The organism is Myxococcales bacterium, assembly GCA_016712525.1.
Lineage (GTDB): Bacteria > Myxococcota_A > Polyangia > Polyangiales > Polyangiaceae > JAAFHV01.
The window spans coordinates 2,745,977-2,761,754 of record JADJQX010000007.1 but is presented as its reverse complement, the minus strand read 5'-3'; the positions used below and the strand labels follow the sequence as shown (position 1 = coordinate 2,761,754).

15 protein-coding genes are annotated in these 15,778 nt (G+C 70.6%); 8 read left to right on the top strand and 7 right to left on the bottom strand.

All coding sequences use genetic code 11. The features are described 5' to 3' along the window. Nucleotides 1-182: 182 nt before the first annotated feature. The 5 genes from IPK71_28730 to IPK71_28710 form a co-directional block, all read right to left on the bottom strand. Complete coding sequence (locus tag IPK71_28730) at nucleotides 183-1,259, bottom strand: alkaline phosphatase family protein (protein MBK8217731.1); 1,077 nt, start codon at nucleotides 1,257-1,259, stop codon at nucleotides 183-185. Between the two features lie 130 nt (nucleotides 1,260-1,389). Beyond that, nucleotides 1,390-3,819, bottom strand: coding sequence for a PHP domain-containing protein (locus IPK71_28725; GenBank protein ID MBK8217730.1), 2,430 nt, complete (start codon nucleotides 3,817-3,819; stop codon nucleotides 1,390-1,392). Nucleotides 3,820-3,821: 2 nt separating this feature from the next. After that, entirely contained in the window at nucleotides 3,822-4,655 is an 834-nt protein-coding gene (locus IPK71_28720; GenBank protein ID MBK8217729.1) for a phosphodiester glycosidase family protein, read from the bottom strand. Continuing rightward, nucleotides 4,652-5,677 (bottom strand): NAD(P)-dependent glycerol-3-phosphate dehydrogenase, encoded by a 1,026-nt coding sequence (locus IPK71_28715; GenBank protein MBK8217728.1) that lies wholly within the window; start codon nucleotides 5,675-5,677, stop codon nucleotides 4,652-4,654. The genes IPK71_28720 and IPK71_28715 overlap by 4 nt, the downstream gene beginning before the upstream one ends. Before the next feature lie 50 nt (nucleotides 5,678-5,727). After that, nucleotides 5,728-6,066: a hypothetical protein gene (locus IPK71_28710; GenBank protein MBK8217727.1), complete on the bottom strand. Its 339-nt coding sequence runs from the start codon at nucleotides 6,064-6,066 to the stop codon at nucleotides 5,728-5,730. Between the two features lie 201 nt (nucleotides 6,067-6,267). On the opposite strand from IPK71_28710, the gene IPK71_28705 reads away from it, so the two are divergent. The 3 genes from IPK71_28705 (at nucleotide 6,268) to IPK71_28695 (ending at nucleotide 9,973) form a co-directional block, all read left to right on the top strand. Next, on the top strand, nucleotides 6,268-6,846 hold the full coding sequence (locus tag IPK71_28705) for a hypothetical protein (protein ID MBK8217726.1): 579 nt from the start codon (nucleotides 6,268-6,270) through the stop codon (nucleotides 6,844-6,846). A 536-nt stretch (nucleotides 6,847-7,382) separates the two neighbouring features. Then, nucleotides 7,383-8,153 carry a hypothetical protein gene (locus IPK71_28700; protein ID MBK8217725.1) on the top strand — a complete coding sequence of 257 codons (771 nt, stop codon included), beginning with the start codon at nucleotides 7,383-7,385 and terminating at the stop codon, nucleotides 8,151-8,153. Nucleotides 8,154-8,668: 515 nt separating this feature from the next. After that, entirely contained in the window at nucleotides 8,669-9,973 is a 1,305-nt protein-coding gene (locus IPK71_28695) for a hypothetical protein (protein ID MBK8217724.1), read from the top strand. Between the two features lie 102 nt (nucleotides 9,974-10,075). On the opposite strand, the gene IPK71_28690 is transcribed toward IPK71_28695, so the two are convergent. Together IPK71_28690 and IPK71_28685 are read right to left on the bottom strand one after the other, a co-directional pair. Next, nucleotides 10,076-10,648, bottom strand: coding sequence for a helix-hairpin-helix domain-containing protein (locus IPK71_28690; GenBank protein MBK8217723.1), 573 nt, complete (start codon nucleotides 10,646-10,648; stop codon nucleotides 10,076-10,078). Then, nucleotides 10,645-10,917, bottom strand: a complete 273-nt coding sequence (locus IPK71_28685) for a hypothetical protein (GenBank protein MBK8217722.1) — start codon at nucleotides 10,915-10,917, stop codon at nucleotides 10,645-10,647. Before IPK71_28685 ends, IPK71_28690 begins: the two co-directional genes overlap by 4 nt. Before the next feature lie 301 nt (nucleotides 10,918-11,218). On the opposite strand from IPK71_28685, the gene IPK71_28680 reads away from it, so the two are divergent. From IPK71_28680 to IPK71_28660, 5 genes are all read left to right on the top strand, one after another. Beyond that, complete coding sequence (locus IPK71_28680; protein ID MBK8217721.1) at nucleotides 11,219-12,364, top strand: DUF362 domain-containing protein; 1,146 nt, start codon at nucleotides 11,219-11,221, stop codon at nucleotides 12,362-12,364. Nucleotides 12,365-12,415: 51 nt separating this feature from the next. Beyond that, on the top strand, nucleotides 12,416-12,766 hold the full coding sequence (locus IPK71_28675) for a hypothetical protein (protein ID MBK8217720.1): 351 nt from the start codon (nucleotides 12,416-12,418) through the stop codon (nucleotides 12,764-12,766). A 7-nt stretch (nucleotides 12,767-12,773) separates the two neighbouring features. Further along, complete coding sequence (locus tag IPK71_28670; protein MBK8217719.1) at nucleotides 12,774-13,814, top strand: glycosyltransferase; 1,041 nt, start codon at nucleotides 12,774-12,776, stop codon at nucleotides 13,812-13,814. A gap of 61 nt (nucleotides 13,815-13,875) precedes the next feature. Further along, nucleotides 13,876-14,775 carry a diguanylate cyclase gene (locus IPK71_28665; GenBank protein MBK8217718.1) on the top strand — a complete coding sequence of 300 codons (900 nt, stop codon included), beginning with the start codon at nucleotides 13,876-13,878 and terminating at the stop codon, nucleotides 14,773-14,775. Beyond that, nucleotides 14,772-15,686 (top strand): hypothetical protein, encoded by a 915-nt coding sequence (locus tag IPK71_28660; protein MBK8217717.1) that lies wholly within the window; start codon nucleotides 14,772-14,774, stop codon nucleotides 15,684-15,686. Before IPK71_28665 ends, IPK71_28660 begins: the two co-directional genes overlap by 4 nt. Nucleotides 15,687-15,778: the final 92 nt, after the last annotated feature.

Here is a 15,778-nt window from a genome sequence, read left to right as displayed (position 1 = left end):
TTCGGCAGGTACCCTTTTGGCGAGGCCTCGTGACGCGCTGCCCTCGTACGATCGAACTGTCGGCGACGAACGTGTGAAGTGCCGAGCACCCGATCCTCACGGGATCGGCACACTCCGGCCCGTGTGTGACATCCGCGTGAGATCCCGAGATCGCCGCGACGGGATCGCGCTCCCCGCCCGCGTCAGCGCCGATCCGTGATCCAGCGACCGAACGCGGAGGGCTCGTGCGCCACGCCGAGCAGGGCGCCGGCTCCACGGCCGACGTCCCCGAGGGTCAGGTTGCTGCCGGTGCCGTTCGAGCGCCCGACGAGCGGCCCGTCGACCATCATGAACCCGAAGCGCGACTCGGGGAACGCGCCGCCGTGGTCCCGGAAGTTCTGAGCTCGGCCGTGGTCGGTCACCACGATGATGGTGGTCTTCTGGCCGCGCTCTCCGAGGTAGGCGAGGCGCGCCCGCACGTCGCCGACGAAGGCATCCGCCTTCACCAAGGCCCCGAGGTAGCCGTCGTAGCTCGAGGCGTGCGCGTACTCGTCCGTGTCGCCGAGGCCCACGAAGAGAAAGTCGGGGCGCTTCGTCTCGAGGACCCGCAGGGCGATCTCGGCGGTGGAGGCGTCGGGGCGGTAGTCTGCGTGGCCTGGGCCGGCCCCACCCTCGCGCGCGGCGGCGAGCAGCGTGTCGAGCGTGCCGTCCCCCTCGGTGTCGAGGTGGCCGTGGCTCCGGCCGCACGTCGCGTCGAGCGTGGCCTCGTTCATGGCGGCCGCGAGGCAGATCCGCTCCCAGGACGTCACGACCGTAGCGCGCTTGCCTTGCTCGGCGAGCGCGTCGACGACCGTGGGGACGGGGGTTCGACCGCACTCGTTGGTGGTGCAGTGGGCCGCGCGGGCTCCCGTGAACATCTCCGTGTACCCAGGTAGGGAAACGTAGTTGGGCCCCGAGCTCGTGACCCGCTCGTCGCTCCCGAAGAGCCGCGCGTTCTCGCCGAGCGCGTGGAGGTTCGGGGTGAGCTCCTTCGCGCCCTTGAGGGGCCTCCGGTGAACGAAGGCCGGGTCCTCCCCTTGGAAGATCTCGCGGGGGCGCACGCCGTCGATGGCGATGACGACGACCGGGTACTCCGCCGGCCCGTCCGACCTGCCGCGTGGCGCTCCCGCCGAGAAGGCCGATTCGGTCTCGCCCGTCTTGGCAAAGGCTATCGCTCGACCCGCCGAGGGCGGCACGAGGAGCGCTCCGAACACGAGGACGGCGAGCAGACGTTTTCTCATAGGCCGAAGGGTCAAGCCGCACGGTGACGGCTCCATTCCACCTTCGTAAGTGTTTGGTCGCGAGCGGGCGTGCGCAAGCGGGCGAACGTGTGACGTCGCCGTGTCACGAGCCCGAAGCGTGCCGCGCGGCCTACTTTGCCGTGAAGCGCCCGTCTCCGTCCGCGTCGACGAAGAACGGCGTCGTGAACGCGATGGCGCGAGCGTCCTTTTCGTGCAAGACGCGCGGGAGAGGGGTCTTCGCGTCGACCCACACGCCGACGGTCGCGTCGTGTTCGAGCGCGAGCGTCACCTTGGTCGCGAAGCGCTCGCCGTTCTTCGGCTTGCCCTGCACGGCGAACGTCCGCACCGCCTTCCCGTCGACCAAGATCTCGATCGACTCGACGGGGACCCACGCGGGCGCGAAGACGCGGAGGCTCACCGTCACGCGCCCCTTCGTGGCCTTGACCACGCTCCCCGGGAGCTGCCCGTCGACGCTCGCCTCGAGGTACGGGCCCGAGCTCACCACGGTGCTCCTCGCACGGAGCGCCGAGACCACACGGGCCTCGAGCGGGGCCTCGCCGCGGGGGAGCGTGACGTACGTGCGCGGGTACCCGGGCTCCTCCAAGAAGAGCTTGTGCGAGTCGCTGTTGCCCGTGGCGGCCACGAGCTTCCCCCGCCGCGCGAGGCCGACGAGATCCATGTACCCCTCACGGACCCTCTCCGGCGACTCGAGCCAGATGCCGTTGTGGGCCTCGACCGCGTCGAAGTCCTCGGCGAAGTCCGCGCCGGCCTTGCCCGTCGCCGCGTCGAAGCCGGTCTGGTCGAAATAGCCAATCTTCGGGGGCATGCGCGGGTGGTTCACCTGCACGATCGCCGCTCCGGCCCGGCGTGCCCCGGCGAAGAGCTCGCGTGGGGCGACTCCGAAATAGGGAATCGTCGCCGCCTCGGGGGCCACTCCGGCGGCTGGTGTGGGCAGAGGGAAGGCGTTGAAGTGCCCGAAGAGCGGGCTGCCGCCGGACGTGATCTCGTCCCCTATGGCGAGCGCCGGGAAGAGCGCGCTCGGCACCTTCGCGAGGCGGGCCTTCGCAGGGCCGTAGTCCGTAATGCGGTTGTGGTCGGTCGCGACGGCGAACGAGAGGCCCTCCGCCGCGAGCGTCGCGAGGCGCTCCTCGAGGGACACGGTCGAGTCGGGGCTCGGGGCCGCGTGTAGGTGAAAATCGGCCGAGAACGCGCCCTCCGGGAGCACGCTCCGGAGCTCGGACGCCACGTCGATCGAGCCCCCCGGCCCGAGCTCCACGTGGCGCTCGTCGAGGGTCGAGCCCGGGCCTCGTGTCACGAGCACGTGGTACTTGCCGGGGCGCACCTCGACGTCGGCGCGCCCGTCGAGGGAGTAGACGCTGTTCTTCGCCGATACGCTCCGCCGCGTGCCGTCGTCGCTCGGGACGAGATCGACGAGCTCGGGATCCGGGGTGTCGCCTTCGCCCCGCACGATGGCGTGGAACGGCGCGGGCACGTGGCCGTCGGTGTGCACGGTGAACCCGATGCGCGCCGAGCTCGGGCACGACGCGGCCGCGAGCTCGGGGGCCGTGAGCGCGAAGGTGGCGCACACGACACCCCTCGCGTCGGCGACGGCGGCGGTCTTGGCGAAGTCGCGGGGGAGGGTCGTCGCGAGCCCCTCGGGAGGGATCGGGAGGCGCGTGACCACGTCGCCCGCGGCGTCGAGGAAGGTCACGCTCCCCGCGCGACCCCGGAGGCCGAACGTGCCCGTCACGGTGGGGACACCCGTCGCCGCGAGGGCGAGGGCGGGGCGCGCGGCGGTGATCCTCACGAGCCTCTCGGCGCGCGTGCCCGGGTACGTGAGCGTGACGGGGGAGGGGAACGTCTCTTTGGCGATGTGAACGAGCTTGCGTGTGGCCTTGGCGCTCCCCGTGGGCACGATGACCAGCGTCGACGTAGGGCCCTCGACGGCGAGCGCGCGCACGGCGTGCGTCCCTTCCCAGGCGGCGGGGGCGGCGTCCAAGATCACGGGCGAAGGCCCCGGACCGAGATCGTCGGCGAGCTCGGCCCCGGCGGGGAGGCCCGAGGCCACGGTCACCCCACGGAGGGCCCCGTCGCGCTCCGGGCACACGGTCGTGACGAGGTGCGCGGGCCCCGCGTCCCCCTCGAGCCGAAGGCCTGTCACGCCCCCCTCGCACGCGTACGGCTCGGGAGCTCCCACGATGGCCACGGTGGTGCCCGCGGCGTCTCGCACGGCAGGGCGAAACCAGAGGAGCGGATCCTCGCTGTCCCCCGGGCCCGTGTCGGCGTCGACGAGCGCGCCGCGGAGGGGCTTTTTCCCGGGCTCGTCGGCGCTCGCCGCGAAGGTGTAGAGCGCACCTTCCGTCCCCACGACGAGGTCGCCCGTGCGCCCGTACGCGTGCGGCGCGAGGCGGTTTTGGCTTCGCGTCGCGGGTGCGGCGGGCTTCGCCGTGGCGCTCGCTTTTGCCCTCGGTGCGCCCTCGGGGGCTTTGGGCTCGGGTCCGCACGCGGACAGGAGGACGATGGCGGCCAGGGTCGTGCGGTCGTGCCTCGGGGAGCTCATGGCTACCGTCGGCGTATCACGATCGCCTGACGGATGGGCCCTCGCAGCGGCAGCTCGACGGGCCCGCCCGCGCTGCGGTAGACGACGCCCGTCGAGGGGCCTCCGTCGAGCGAGAGGGCGTCGTGGCAGCCACGTGCCTCGAGATAGTGCCCCGTGGCGAACAGCGAGGGCCCGCGCTCCTCGTTCTCGAGCACGACGACGCTGAGCACTTTGCCTCCGTCACGCAGGCAGAGGGTCGTGCGCTCCGCCCGTTTTTTGTCGTCGCTGCGCACGTTCGCGTGCCCCGAGACCACGAGCCTCGGGCGGCACTGGACGGCGAACGCCGGGGTGCGCTTTTTGTCGTACGTCTCGGTCTCGAAGAGGGCGCCCGTGTCGCCGTCGACCTCGAGCACGCCGCCCGAGAGCTTGGGCGCGAACGCGGAGAGGGTCGCCCCGCGCGAGCGCGAGAGCCCGAGGGGCGCGTCGTGATCGTCGAAGAAGCCCGCGTTCACGGCGAGCAGATCGTCGTCCGTCTCGAGGGCCCTCCCGAGCTCTCGGCTCGCGCCCACGTCGACGATCCGCAGCCCGACGCTCGCGAGCCGGAAGGTGAACCAGTCGGCCGTGAACGACTCGCCCGAGCTCGTCGCCTTCTCTCTGTGGTGGGGCTCGGACGGGCTCGGAGCGCCGTCGGTCCCTGCCGCGCTCGGCCCCTCGTGAGCGAGAGTCGCGCTCGCGCCGGCGTCGGGCGCGTCGTGGGTGCTCGGCCCAACGCGGCACGCGAGGAAGGTCGCGGCGGCGAGCGCGGCCGTGGACACGAGCCCGACCCGCGCCTTCGGAGCGACGCGCCCCGGAGTCACATCGCGCCCGGCGTGATGCCGTAGAGCTCCGATTTCGACGTGCGCACGAGCAGCGCCTTCAGCGCCTCGGCGAGCGGGCGCCCGCGGTGGAGCACGTGGAAGACCTGCTCGGTGATGGGCATCTCGACGCCGAGCTTCTTGCCGAGCTCGTAGGCGGCCGACGACGTGAGGTACCCCTCGGCCACGCTCCGCTGCGACGCCACGTACGCCGCGGGATCGACGCCCTCGGCCACCTTGAGGCCCAGCGTTCGATTGCGCGAGAGGTCGCCCGTGCAGGTCAAGACGAGGTCGCCCATGCCGGCCATGCCCATGAACGTGAGGGGATCGGCGCCCATCGCGACGCCGAGGCGGGCCATCTCGGAGAGGCCGCGCGTCATGAGGGCCGCGCGCGCGTTGAGCCCGAGGCCGAGCCCGTCGCACGTGCCGGTGGCCACCGCGAGCACGTTCTTCACGGCGCCCCCGACCTGAACACCGACCGGATCGAGCGACGTGTAGATGCGCAGCGCTGGCGAGTGGAGCATGTCCTGAATGGCCTCGGCGCACCCGGCGTCGCGCGACGCGACGACCGAGTCCGTGGGCAGGCCCGAGGCCACCTCTTTGGCGAAGTTCGGCCCCGAGAGGAACGCGAGGCGGCCCCAGCCGAGGCCCGGGATCGTGTCCTCGATGACCTGGCTCATGAGCTCGAGGGTGCCTTCCTCGAAGCCCTTGGTCGCGACGAGCACACGCGCGGTCGACGGGAGGTGCCCCTTCGCGATCGCGGCGATCTTGCGCAAGTGGGACGACGGTGGGACGAGCACGACGAGGTCGGTCCCCTCGAGGGCGTGCGCCATGTCGTTCGTGGCCGAGAGGCTCTTCGGGAGCTCGATCTTGGGGAGGTAGACCGTGTTCTCGTGGCGCTCGGTCACGTCCCTCGCGACGTCGGGCTCGAAGGCCCAGAGCACCACGTCGTGCTTCTTGCGCGCGGCGTGCGCGGCGATGGCGGTTCCCCAGGCTCCGGCCCCGATGACGGCGATGCGGCTCACGCGGCCGAAGCTACCAGGGCCTTCGCCGGAGGCAAAGGGCCCGCGGTGCGTCAAACGAGGCCAAATTCGCGGAGGACGAGGCCCACGGCGACGCTCGACGCGTTCGCGAGCACGGAGATCCAGAAGGCCCGGCGCCCCGGCACGCCGAACGCGCGGGCCACGAGCGCGGCCTCGACCAGCACGGCGAACGCCTCGGCGGCGGCGGCCATCCCCAGGTACGAGACGCCGTGCTCTTGCAGCAACGGGAACACGAACCACACGAACGGGTGGGTGACGGCCGAGGGCACGAGCGCCTTCCACCACGAGATTTTGGCCGTCCTCGCGTAGATCGGCCCCTCGACGAGCTGGGTGAGCGCGAACGCGCGGAGCCACGGGAGAAGGAGCGCCACGAGCGGCTCATACCATCGTGTCGCGCGGCGAGGGGGCTCACGTGCGCCCCGCGCCTAACGCCGTGTCGAGGTCCCTGACACGTGCGTCGCGGGGGGGCGAACGGGCCTTGACGGTGGTCGCGGAAGCGGGCCGAAAACCCGCACAGGGCTCGTCGTGTCGGGCACGCCTCTTCCGGCATGGCCCCTGCAATCCCTGTCGCCATGAGCCTCCCTTCGCTTGCCCGCGCCCTCCCTGCCCTCGCCGTCACGTTCTTCCTTTTTCACTGCACCTCGCAGCCCGAGCGCACGGCCGTGTACGCCGCGAGCGAGCAGGACACGGAGGTCTCTCGCGCGACGGGGCGGTTCGCGAGCGCCGACGGCAAGGTCGTCGTCGAGGTGTGCGAGGCGGGCCGCGCGTCTCCCGCCGTGAACGACTGCCAAGACTCGTACGTGATCCAGTCGGGGGGCCGCGGCGAGCGCATCAGCGACGGCTCCGCGGGGGGCGTCGGCTGTGGCGGCTGCCCCTTCGACGGTGTCATCTTGCCGCTCCGCGCGACCGTCACGCGCGACGCGACCCCGTCCACCTACGACGGCATCGCCGATTGGGGCAGCGACGACGGGACCTCGCTCCGCCGCGACAACGTCGACTACGACCTCGTGGCCGCGAACGGGAACAACGTGCCCGTGTCGCTCCGCCTCCGGCTCGATGGCACCCTCGAGCTGCTCGAGTCGACGAACGGCCAATCCTCCGTCACGGCCACGCTCACCCGCACGGGCGCTGCGACCTGCCCGCGCCCTTGATCGACGAGGCGTTCGGACGAAGGTCGCCCCGGACCGGCGGTAGGCGGGGTACTGGCCACCTGGAACACGAGGTTTCGAGAAAACGTCGCGTCCGAGGCCACCTGGAACACGAGGTTCCGAGAAAACGCCGCGTCCGAGGCCACCTGGAACACGAGGTTTCGAGAAAAAGTCGCGTTCCGGGCCACCTGGAAAGCGAGGTCTCGAGAAAAAGTCGCGTTCCGGGCCACCTGGAACGCGAGGTCTCGAGAAAAAGTCGCGTCCGAGGCCACCTGGAACGCGAGGTTCCGAGAAAAAGCCGGGTTCCAGCCGGGTGGACGCGGTCTCCCGTGCCGAGAGGGCCATCCGCGGGCTGTTTGACACCTCGCGCGACCGACACGATCGCACGCGGCACGTGCGAGAGCGTGAGGGCCACGCGCGACTTGCCCTTGGCGTGCCGTCTCGACTGCCATGAAGCCCCCCTTGGCAGGGTATCTGCGGTCGCGTAGCGTCTCCCCCGTTCGGCACGCGAGGGCGCGTGTCACGTTTGGGGAGGTATCATGGCCAAGAAGGGGTATTCGAAGCAGGTCTCCGATCGCGCCAAGGCTTCGCGGGGGCTCGCGCAGACCCTCGAGACGAACGCGAGCGCGCTCGCAGAAGCGATCGAGAAGGCGCTCGCGCGTGGCGCCTCGAAACCGAAGAAGCTCGGCGATCTGACGGGCCTCTTCGTGGCGATGGGCGCGCTCGTCACGGCCGTGTCCGAGGAGCTCGAGGCCGCCGACCAGGCGCACGAGCGCGAGATGGCCGACGACGCCGCGCCACGCGACGAGCGTGAAGCCGCCATCGCCGCGGTCCGCGAGGTGCTCGTCGACCTGCGGTCGGCGCTCGTCGCGGCGTATCCCGCCTCGGCCCTCCAGGCCGTCGGGCTCTCGGGCGCGGCGCCCTACGACGGGCAGGCGCTCCTCTCGTATGGCAAGAAGGTCCTCGAGGGGCTCGAGGGCGCGAAGCTGGGCGCGCCGAAGCGCGAGGGCCTCCATGTCGACACCAAGGTGTTCGCCAAAGATCTCCGGAAGCAGCTCCGAGCGCTCGACCCGGCGCTCGCGGCGGTGGCGCGTGAGCAGCGCGAGGGCGAGGCCACGCTCGCCACGAAGACGAAGGCCCTCGCCGAGAACGACCGCACCTTCCAGCGGACCGCCGCCGCGGTCGAGGCCCTCGCGCGCTTCGGAGGCCGCGACGACATCGCCGACAAGGTCCGCCCCTCGTCGCGTCGCCCGGGCCTCCCCGCCGAGGAGGAGGGCGAGGGTGAGCCCAAGCCGCCCCCCGAGGGGTGAGCGGCGAGAGGTCGCCGCACGAGGTACGAGCGCTCGCGGAGCTGTGCGAGCGCTCGTAGTTTCGTTGGAGGGTGCGACGAGGCTGTCTTCCCGCTCGGCCGCCTGACGCAGTCGTCGCACGCTCCCGGTACCGGACGCCCACATCTCGACGGCGCCGAGGTTGGCCACTCCGGGCAGGTTGCGCGCGGGACGTTCGTCGTGCCCCGTGGCATCTGCGTCCATCCTCCGACTCGTAGTGCCTCGATGACGACTTTCTGTTCACGTCGGCGACCACGCCGCGCCATGTCGCGCGGGTGGCCGCGACGTGGAGCCTCATGAGGCAGCGCCGCGCCGCGACCGAGCGAGAGCGCCCGTCGCGGCGAGCGTCACTCCGCAAGACGCGTTCTCCGCACGTCGGGTCATCGCATCCAACGGCGGGGCCGCGGTCGGACGAATTCCGCCGGATGACTTTACCCTCGACGTGCGATGCGTTCCGAAGGAGGATGGTGGCTTAATCATTCCCGTGCGGAGGAACCATGGGACTTCAGCGTCGTGTCGCTCTGGTGGGAACTTCGATCTTTGCCTGCATCGCTTCTATCGTCGCATGCAGCTCGGGAGAGGCTATCGCCCCCGACGCCGGCGCGCCCCCCGTCGGAGCTGGCTCTGACGGTGGCATCGATAGCTCGCGGCCGAAGGACGCTGGGGGTGACGCGCGCGGACCGCTCGGCCCCGCCGTGGTCGTGGCCCCTGACGCGCTGGGCTGCCCGGGCCAGGTCCGCGTCGACGGCACGGCCATCGACACGTCCACGTGGCCGCTGATTCGGGAGCGGCCCGAGTCGGGGCTGCTCTCATTTGCGGACGGGACGTTCGGCGCAGTCGTGATGGAGTATGACGTCGTCGCCGCGAGGCTCGGTCCCCGCCTCGAGCTGCTCGCCAGCTACCCCATCGCCCCCTTAGATCTTCCGCGCCCCGGGGTCACGGGCGGAGCCCCTCACGTTCGAAATGGAAGCATGACCGGCGTTGGCCTTGCGGGGCGAGTTGGGAACACGGATGCGGTCGCGGGGAGGTACTTCTCGTACGACTTCGCCAAAGGCGAATCCTGGACCATGGCCTACGACGAAACCGTCGACGGCCGAGTGGTCTCGCGGGGAGCGACGACGGGAGACGAAACGACGTCCTTCGCGTGGACGCGGGTGGCGGACGAGGCTGGCTCCTCCGTGTGGAGGCGTGCCTTCGGGGCGAGCGCTTGGCAGAAAACGGACCTATCCGCGATCCCCGAAACGCAGTGGGAGGAAGGCGGCGCGACCCACGTCTTCGATGGAACGAATGACGTCGTCGTCGCGGCGGACGGTACGGTCGTGCGGCAATCGGTCGTTCCGATGATCGAGAACACAGTCTCGCCGTGCTCCTTCGGGCAGGTCGTCCGCACCGGCAGCGCCTTCATCACGCTCCGCAGCATCCGTCGTCTACCGTGCAGCGACCCGGGCGCAAATGCGGCTCCCAGCGAGTACTGGGGGCACCTGGACGGGGATCCCGTCGGTCGCAAGCTTGGGGAGGCTACCCCAGACGAGAACCGTCGCAATCTCCTCCAGTTCCTATGGGGGCACGGAGTCGACGCCGTCGTCCGTCACGACACGACCGACGGTACCAAGTTCGTCGCGCATCTTCAGCGGCTCGGGCCCCGCCTGGAGCCTCTCGGGGACGTCGTGAGCATCACGGAGCGGGGAAGGCCGTCGAGATCGAAGCTCATTCCCGTGAAAGGTGGCTACTTCTGGTTCGTCGGGCGCGTGGAATCCGGGAACACCATCCTGCAATCGGCGTACAAGCTCGTCTGCCAGTAGCCCATGTCGACCCGACGACGTCGAAGAGGAGCCTCGCGACGACCAACCCCAAGGGCGATCGCCGGAGGCTCCTCCTCCCCGAACGTGGTTATCCCGAGACCGTCACTGCCCGTCCGTGACCGTGACCAAGGGGCGCAGCTTCTTGAACGTCCCTCGGCCTATTCCTTTGACCCTCATGAGGTCCTCCGGCCTCCTGAACTTTCCTATCTTGGCTCGTATCGCCAAGATGGCCTCGGCCTTCTTCGGGCCCACTCCGGGGAGCCTTCGCAGGTCCTCGAAGGTGGCCGTGTTGAGAGACACGGGGTTCTCCGGAGTGGCTTTTCCCGCCGCTCCGTTCGCGGGGGCCGGAGCTCCCGCGGCTTGTCCGGGCGGCGTCGTGGGCGCAGGGGGCGGGGGAGCCTGCGCCTCGATCACCGTCTCGGCGAGGGTCACGACGGGCGGAGGCGTCGCGCCCGCGTCGGCGAGGGCCACCCCCGAGGGCCCCGTGCTCGCCCGCGCGCCTCCGATCGCCGAGCCCCCGATGACCGAGAGCACGACGAGCGCGAGCACCGCGAGTGCCGCCTTCGCCGCAGGTTTTGCCCAGGGCGAGGCGCGCGCCTGGCTCACGAGGGCCGAGAGCGCCTTGCGGACCGGGCGCCGCTTCGCCACGTCGGTCGCTTGAGGGCGTCCGATCACGCGAACCTCGCCGCCGCGTCACCGGCGCCGTTCGTGCGGCCGTCGCGATCGCGCCCCTCCCGCCCCTCGCGGTCGCGCCCCCCGAAGTCCCTCTCTTCGCGGGGCTCCCAGTCGCGCACCTGGAGCGTGCCGTTCGTGGGCACGGCGTCGAGCTTCAGGTTGAGCGAGCCGTCGGCGTTCTCGAACCCCACGCCGACGCGCACCCAGTACGACTTCTGACCGCGATCCACGATGGTGTAGACGACCTTCATCTTGCGCTGCTGATCCATGATGACCTCCGAGCCCCGAGGCTCTTTGCCGCGGGGCACGAGCGCCCTTATTGCGAACGGGATGCCAACGTTAGATCGTTGAAATCATTGGAGTTGCGCCCCGTTTTGGGTGGCCGGGCCACATTTCGGCCTGGCCTGGGCCAGTCGCGTGGGGCGCGCGCGGTCGGGCTCGTCCCCGCGCGTGGGGGGGCGCGTGGGGTGACGGCCGGCGCGCGTGGGCTTGGTCCGTCGCGGAAAACGGCGTAGAGATGGGGGAAACCCGCCGCGGCCCCCACGCGCCGCGCGCCCGCACGAGGCCCCCATGCGCATCGACGAGCCTTCCGAGACCGCCCGTATCGAAGAGTCCCTCACGCCGGAGGCCGGCGCGGCCACGCGTCGCACGTTCCTCGCCGCGGCTGGCGCCATGGCGATCCCGCTCCTCCTCGAGAAGAGCGCCGAGGCCGCCGGAGGCGCGAACGAGGCCCCGAGCCTCGCCGCCGTCCCCCCCGACGGGTTCCGTCCGTTCCAGGCGCCGGGCAAGGTCGTGAAGGTCGTCAAGAAGGACAGCCTCCAGGCGAACCAGCTCTACCCGAAGCCCGAGGACGCGAAGGCCATGCTCACGCGGGTCATGACCGAGCTCACGGGCAAGCCCGACCTCGTCGCCTCCGTGAAAGAGTTCGTTCACCCGAAGGACAAGGTCCTCGTCAAGGTGAACGGCATCGCGCGCGAGAACATGGGCACCAACAAGGAGCTCGTGCTCCCGTTCATCGAGGCGCTCATCGCGGCCGGCGTGCCCGCGAACCAAATCACGGTGCTCGAGCAGTACTCGGGCTTCCTCGCCGGCACGCGCATCACGCCGCAGAGCCTGCCCGCGGGCGTGCAGGTCGCCATCCACCAGAACGGCAAAATCAAAGGCCCCGACGGCGACAAAGAGAACCCGGCCATGGTCAACATGCCCGAGCGCCTCATCCCGGGCACCGGCACGCGCACCAAGTTCGTGCGTCCGCTCACCGAGGCCACGGCGGCGTTCAACTTCGCCCTCGTGAAGGACCACAGCATCTGCGGGTTCACCGGCGCCCTCAAGAACATGACCCACGGGTGCAGCATCAACCCGCACGATTTCCACGTGCACAACGCGAGCCCGCAGATCGCGCTCATGTACGCCCAGGACGTCATCAAGTCCCGCGTGCGCCTCTCGATCCTCGACGGCTACAAGGTCATGGCGAACGGCGGTCCGCTCTGGAAGATGCCGCAGCACGTGAAGCCGCACGAGGCCGTGTACGCCTCGACCGACCCGGTCGCCCTCGACATGATCGGCTGGGAGGTCGTCGAGAAGTACCGCGCCGAGCTCGGTCTCAAGACCCTCACCGACGACAAACGCGCCCCCGTCTACATCAAGACGGCCGGGGAGCTCGGGCTCGGCGTCGCCGACAGGGCGCGCATCCAGCTCAAGGAAGTCACGATCTGAGCCCCACCTCGAGGCCCGTGCATCGTGCATGGGTCTCGATCGGAGCCTCTCATGCGCCCGGCCCTCACGCTCGTCCTCCACGCTTTGCTCGAGGAGACCCGAGAGCCGGGCGCTCGCCTTTTGTCGCTCGATCGTGTGGCCGAGGCGATCGGCACGGTGGCGGTCTCGGCCGACGAGGTCGAGGTCTTGGTCTCGGCGCTCGAGGCCGAGGGGCGCACCGTCGTCGACGCCCACGACGTGCGCTCCCCGAAGGACGATCTCGCGCTCGTGCTCCCGGCCGCGCGCGCCCTCGCGAAGGAGCTCGGTCGTAAGCCCACGGTCGCCGAGCTCGCCGTTCGCTCCGGCCTCTCGGAGGACGCGGTGCGCGCTGCGCTCCGGTTCGCCGAGGTCATGGCGCGCTGAGCCAGCGATGATCTCGTGCGTGCTCCCCGCGCGTGACGCTTCGTCCACCGTGGTCCGCGCGCTGTCGTCGGTCCTCGCCGAGGCGTGCGTGGACGAGGTCGTGGTCGTCGACGACGGCTCGACCGATGCGACGTCGGCGCGTGTGCTCGCGCTCGGAGACCCTCGGGTTCGGCTCGTCCGCACGCCGGGCCTCGGTGTCGCCGGCGCGCTCGCCCTCGGGATGCGCGAGTCCAAGGGAGAGCTGGTCGCACGTATGGACGCCGACGACGTCTCGTCCCCCGGGCGCATCGCCGCGTGCGCCGAGCTCCTCGCGCGAGACCCTTCGCTCGGGGCCGCGGCGTCGCAGGTCGAGCTGGTCTCGGACGAGCCTTCTCCAGGGTTTTCGGCATACGTCGCGTGGCAGAACGCCCTCGTCGATCCGGCGTCGCACGCCCTCGCCAGGTTCGTCGAGTCGCCGCTGTGCCACCCGGCGACGGTGCTCAGGAGGAGCGCGCTCGAGGGCGTCGGGGGCTATCGCGAGGCCCCGTGGCCCGAGGACTACGATCTCTTCCTGCGCCTCGCCGCGGCAGGGTACGGGCTCGCCAAGGTGCCTCGGGTGCTCTTCGCATGGCACGACCACCCGCGCCGCGTCACGACGAACGACGCACGATGCGACGAGCGCGCCCTCGTCGCGGCCCGAGCGCACCACCTCGCGCCGCTCCTCCGCGCGCGGCCCGGAGGGTTCGTCGTGTGGGGCGCGGGAGACGCCGGCAAAGGGCTCGCCAAGGCCCTCCGCGGAGAGGGGCTCGTGCCCCGCGCGTTCGTCGACGTAGACCCTCGTAAAGTAGGGAACTTGCTCGAAAAAGTGCCGATCGTTGGGCCCGCGGAGCGGCCTTCGGGGGCGCTCGTGCTCGTGCGCCTTCGCGCGCGGGGATCGCGGGCGCTCGCGTCCGAGCAGCGCGCCCTGGGTGAGGCTCTCCAAGTGTCGCGCTCGGCGCGTGACATGGTGCGTGAGCGCCTCGTGAACGAGGGGCTCGTCGAGGGCGAGGGTTTTCTCCTGACGGCCTAATCCGGGCTCGCATTCGCGGGTTTTCGTTTCGCGCGACCGAGGTTCCCCGTACTCTTTCGAGGTGCGTGACAAGCTGTCCACGTTGAAGACCCCGTTCTCGCGGGCGGGCCGAACCTCGCTCCCCGAGCTGCCCGCGGGCAGCGCGTTCTTGGTCATTCTCTACGGGCCCGACATGGGCCGGCGCGTGGAGCTGCACGACGACCCGATCGTCATCGGGCGCGTCGAGCCCGCCGAGCTCTGCATCGCGCAAGAGAGCGTGAGCCGCAAACACTCGCGTATCTTCAAGCGCGACGGTCGTCACCACATCGAGGACCTCGGCTCCACGAACGGCACCTTCGTGAACGACGTGTCCGTGAAAGAGAGCGCCCTCGAGAACGGCGTCCAGATCAAGATCGGCCGCAGCATCCTCAAGTACATGACGGGCGACGACGTCGAGGCCCGGTACCACGAAGAGATCTACCGCCTCATGATGACCGACGCGCTCACGCAGGCGCACAACAAGCGCGCCTTCACGGAGGCCCTCCCTCGCGAGGCCGCTCGCGCCCAAAGGTACAAACGCCCGCTGTCGCTCCTCCTCTTCGACATCGACCACTTCAAGAAGATCAACGACACCTACGGGCACGTCGCCGGAGACTCGGTGCTCCGTCAGCTCGCGGGCCTCGTGCGCCCACGCATCCGCGAGCACGACATCTTCGGCCGCGTCGGCGGCGAAGAGTTCGGCATCTTGCTCCCCGAGGTCGATCTGCTCGGCGCCAAGGTCGTCGCCGAGAAGGTGCGCATCGCGGTCGAGGCCGCGTCGTTCCTCATCAAAGACGAGACCTTCGGCGCCACGGTGAGCCTCGGCTGCGCGAGCCTCGACGGCACCACCCAAGACTCGGCCGAGCGCCTCTACGAGCGCGCCGACAAGGCCCTCTACGCCGCCAAACGCGCGGGCCGAAACCGGGTGGTCGTGGCCGAATGAGCCTCGCGCGAGCTTGGCTCGTCGTCGTGCTCGCGCTCGGCTCGCTCGCGTCGGGGTGCCGCCCGAAGGCCGACACGAAGCACGAGGACGCCGCCCCGCCGGTGACGTCTTCGTCGCCGGGCGCGAGCGCGAGCGCGCCGAAGGCCGATCCCATGGGCGCACCCTCCGTCGCCAAGCCCGAGGTCCGCGGCAAGGTCGAGGGCTCCGCGAGAGACGTGCCCGCCGAAGACCCCAAGAAGTCGTTCGTCGAGAACCGCGTCGCGCGAGCCGCCGCCGGCGCGGTCGAGATCGCGGGCCTCCGCGTGTGGCACTGCGGACCTTCGTGCACGTGCCCGCCCCCCTGCATCCAGACGGTCGCGCAAGAGGGCGGGGCGACCTGGATCGATCTCCACGACGACGGCGGAGAGCCGGTGACCCTCGCCGACTGGGCCACCGCCGACGTGACCGGGCGCTTCACCGGTCGCACGCGGAAGGCCCGCACGGGCGGCGGAGACGGCCCCGAGGTCACTATCCCGGAGCTCCGGCTCACGAGCACCCCCACCGTGGTTGGCTCGTCGATGGGCGCCCCCGACTTCGAGGGCGCGCGTGAGAAGGTCTTGCTCGCGGGCGAGGTCGCCAAGAAGGACGTCCCTCGTGTCCGCGACGACAGGCCGTTCCTCGTGGTCGCGGGCGCCTTCCCGATGGACGACCCTGCGCGCGCCGACGAGGGCGCCGGGGCCCTCTTCGAGAAGCTCACGAAGGCCGGGATCTCGGACGCCGAGCGCACCGACAGCCGCGCCTTCGTCGGGCTCGCGTGCTGCTTCGAGGTCGTGCTCGGCGGTCGCTTCACCGACGCGAAGGCCGCCGACGCGCGCGCGAAGCTCCTCGCCGCGAAGGGCATCAAGGGCGCCTACACCAAGAAGGGCTTCTGACGGATCCTGCGTGAACCGCCGGCTACGGCGTCGGTCAAATGTGAATGAAATCCGTGGGATAGATGCGGCTGGTTTCTGGAACGGTCGTTGCT

Coding starts and splice junctions, on each gene's coding strand:
- IPK71_28670 (MBK8217719.1), top strand. CDS start 12,774: ATGATCTCGTGCGTGCTCCCCGCGCGTGACGCTTCGTCCACCGTGGTC.
- IPK71_28730 (MBK8217731.1), bottom strand. CDS start 1,259: ATGAGAAAACGTCTGCTCGCCGTCCTCGTGTTCGGAGCGCTCCTCGTG.
- IPK71_28675 (MBK8217720.1), top strand. CDS start 12,416: ATGCGCCCGGCCCTCACGCTCGTCCTCCACGCTTTGCTCGAGGAGACC.
- IPK71_28695 (MBK8217724.1), top strand. CDS start 8,669: ATGGGACTTCAGCGTCGTGTCGCTCTGGTGGGAACTTCGATCTTTGCC.
- IPK71_28725 (MBK8217730.1), bottom strand. CDS start 3,819: ATGAGCTCCCCGAGGCACGACCGCACGACCCTGGCCGCCATCGTCCTC.
- IPK71_28660 (MBK8217717.1), top strand. CDS start 14,772: ATGAGCCTCGCGCGAGCTTGGCTCGTCGTCGTGCTCGCGCTCGGCTCG.
- IPK71_28705 (MBK8217726.1), top strand. CDS start 6,268: ATGAGCCTCCCTTCGCTTGCCCGCGCCCTCCCTGCCCTCGCCGTCACG.
- IPK71_28700 (MBK8217725.1), top strand. CDS start 7,383: ATGGCCAAGAAGGGGTATTCGAAGCAGGTCTCCGATCGCGCCAAGGCT.
- IPK71_28685 (MBK8217722.1), bottom strand. CDS start 10,917: ATGGATCAGCAGCGCAAGATGAAGGTCGTCTACACCATCGTGGATCGC.
- IPK71_28680 (MBK8217721.1), top strand. CDS start 11,219: ATGCGCATCGACGAGCCTTCCGAGACCGCCCGTATCGAAGAGTCCCTC.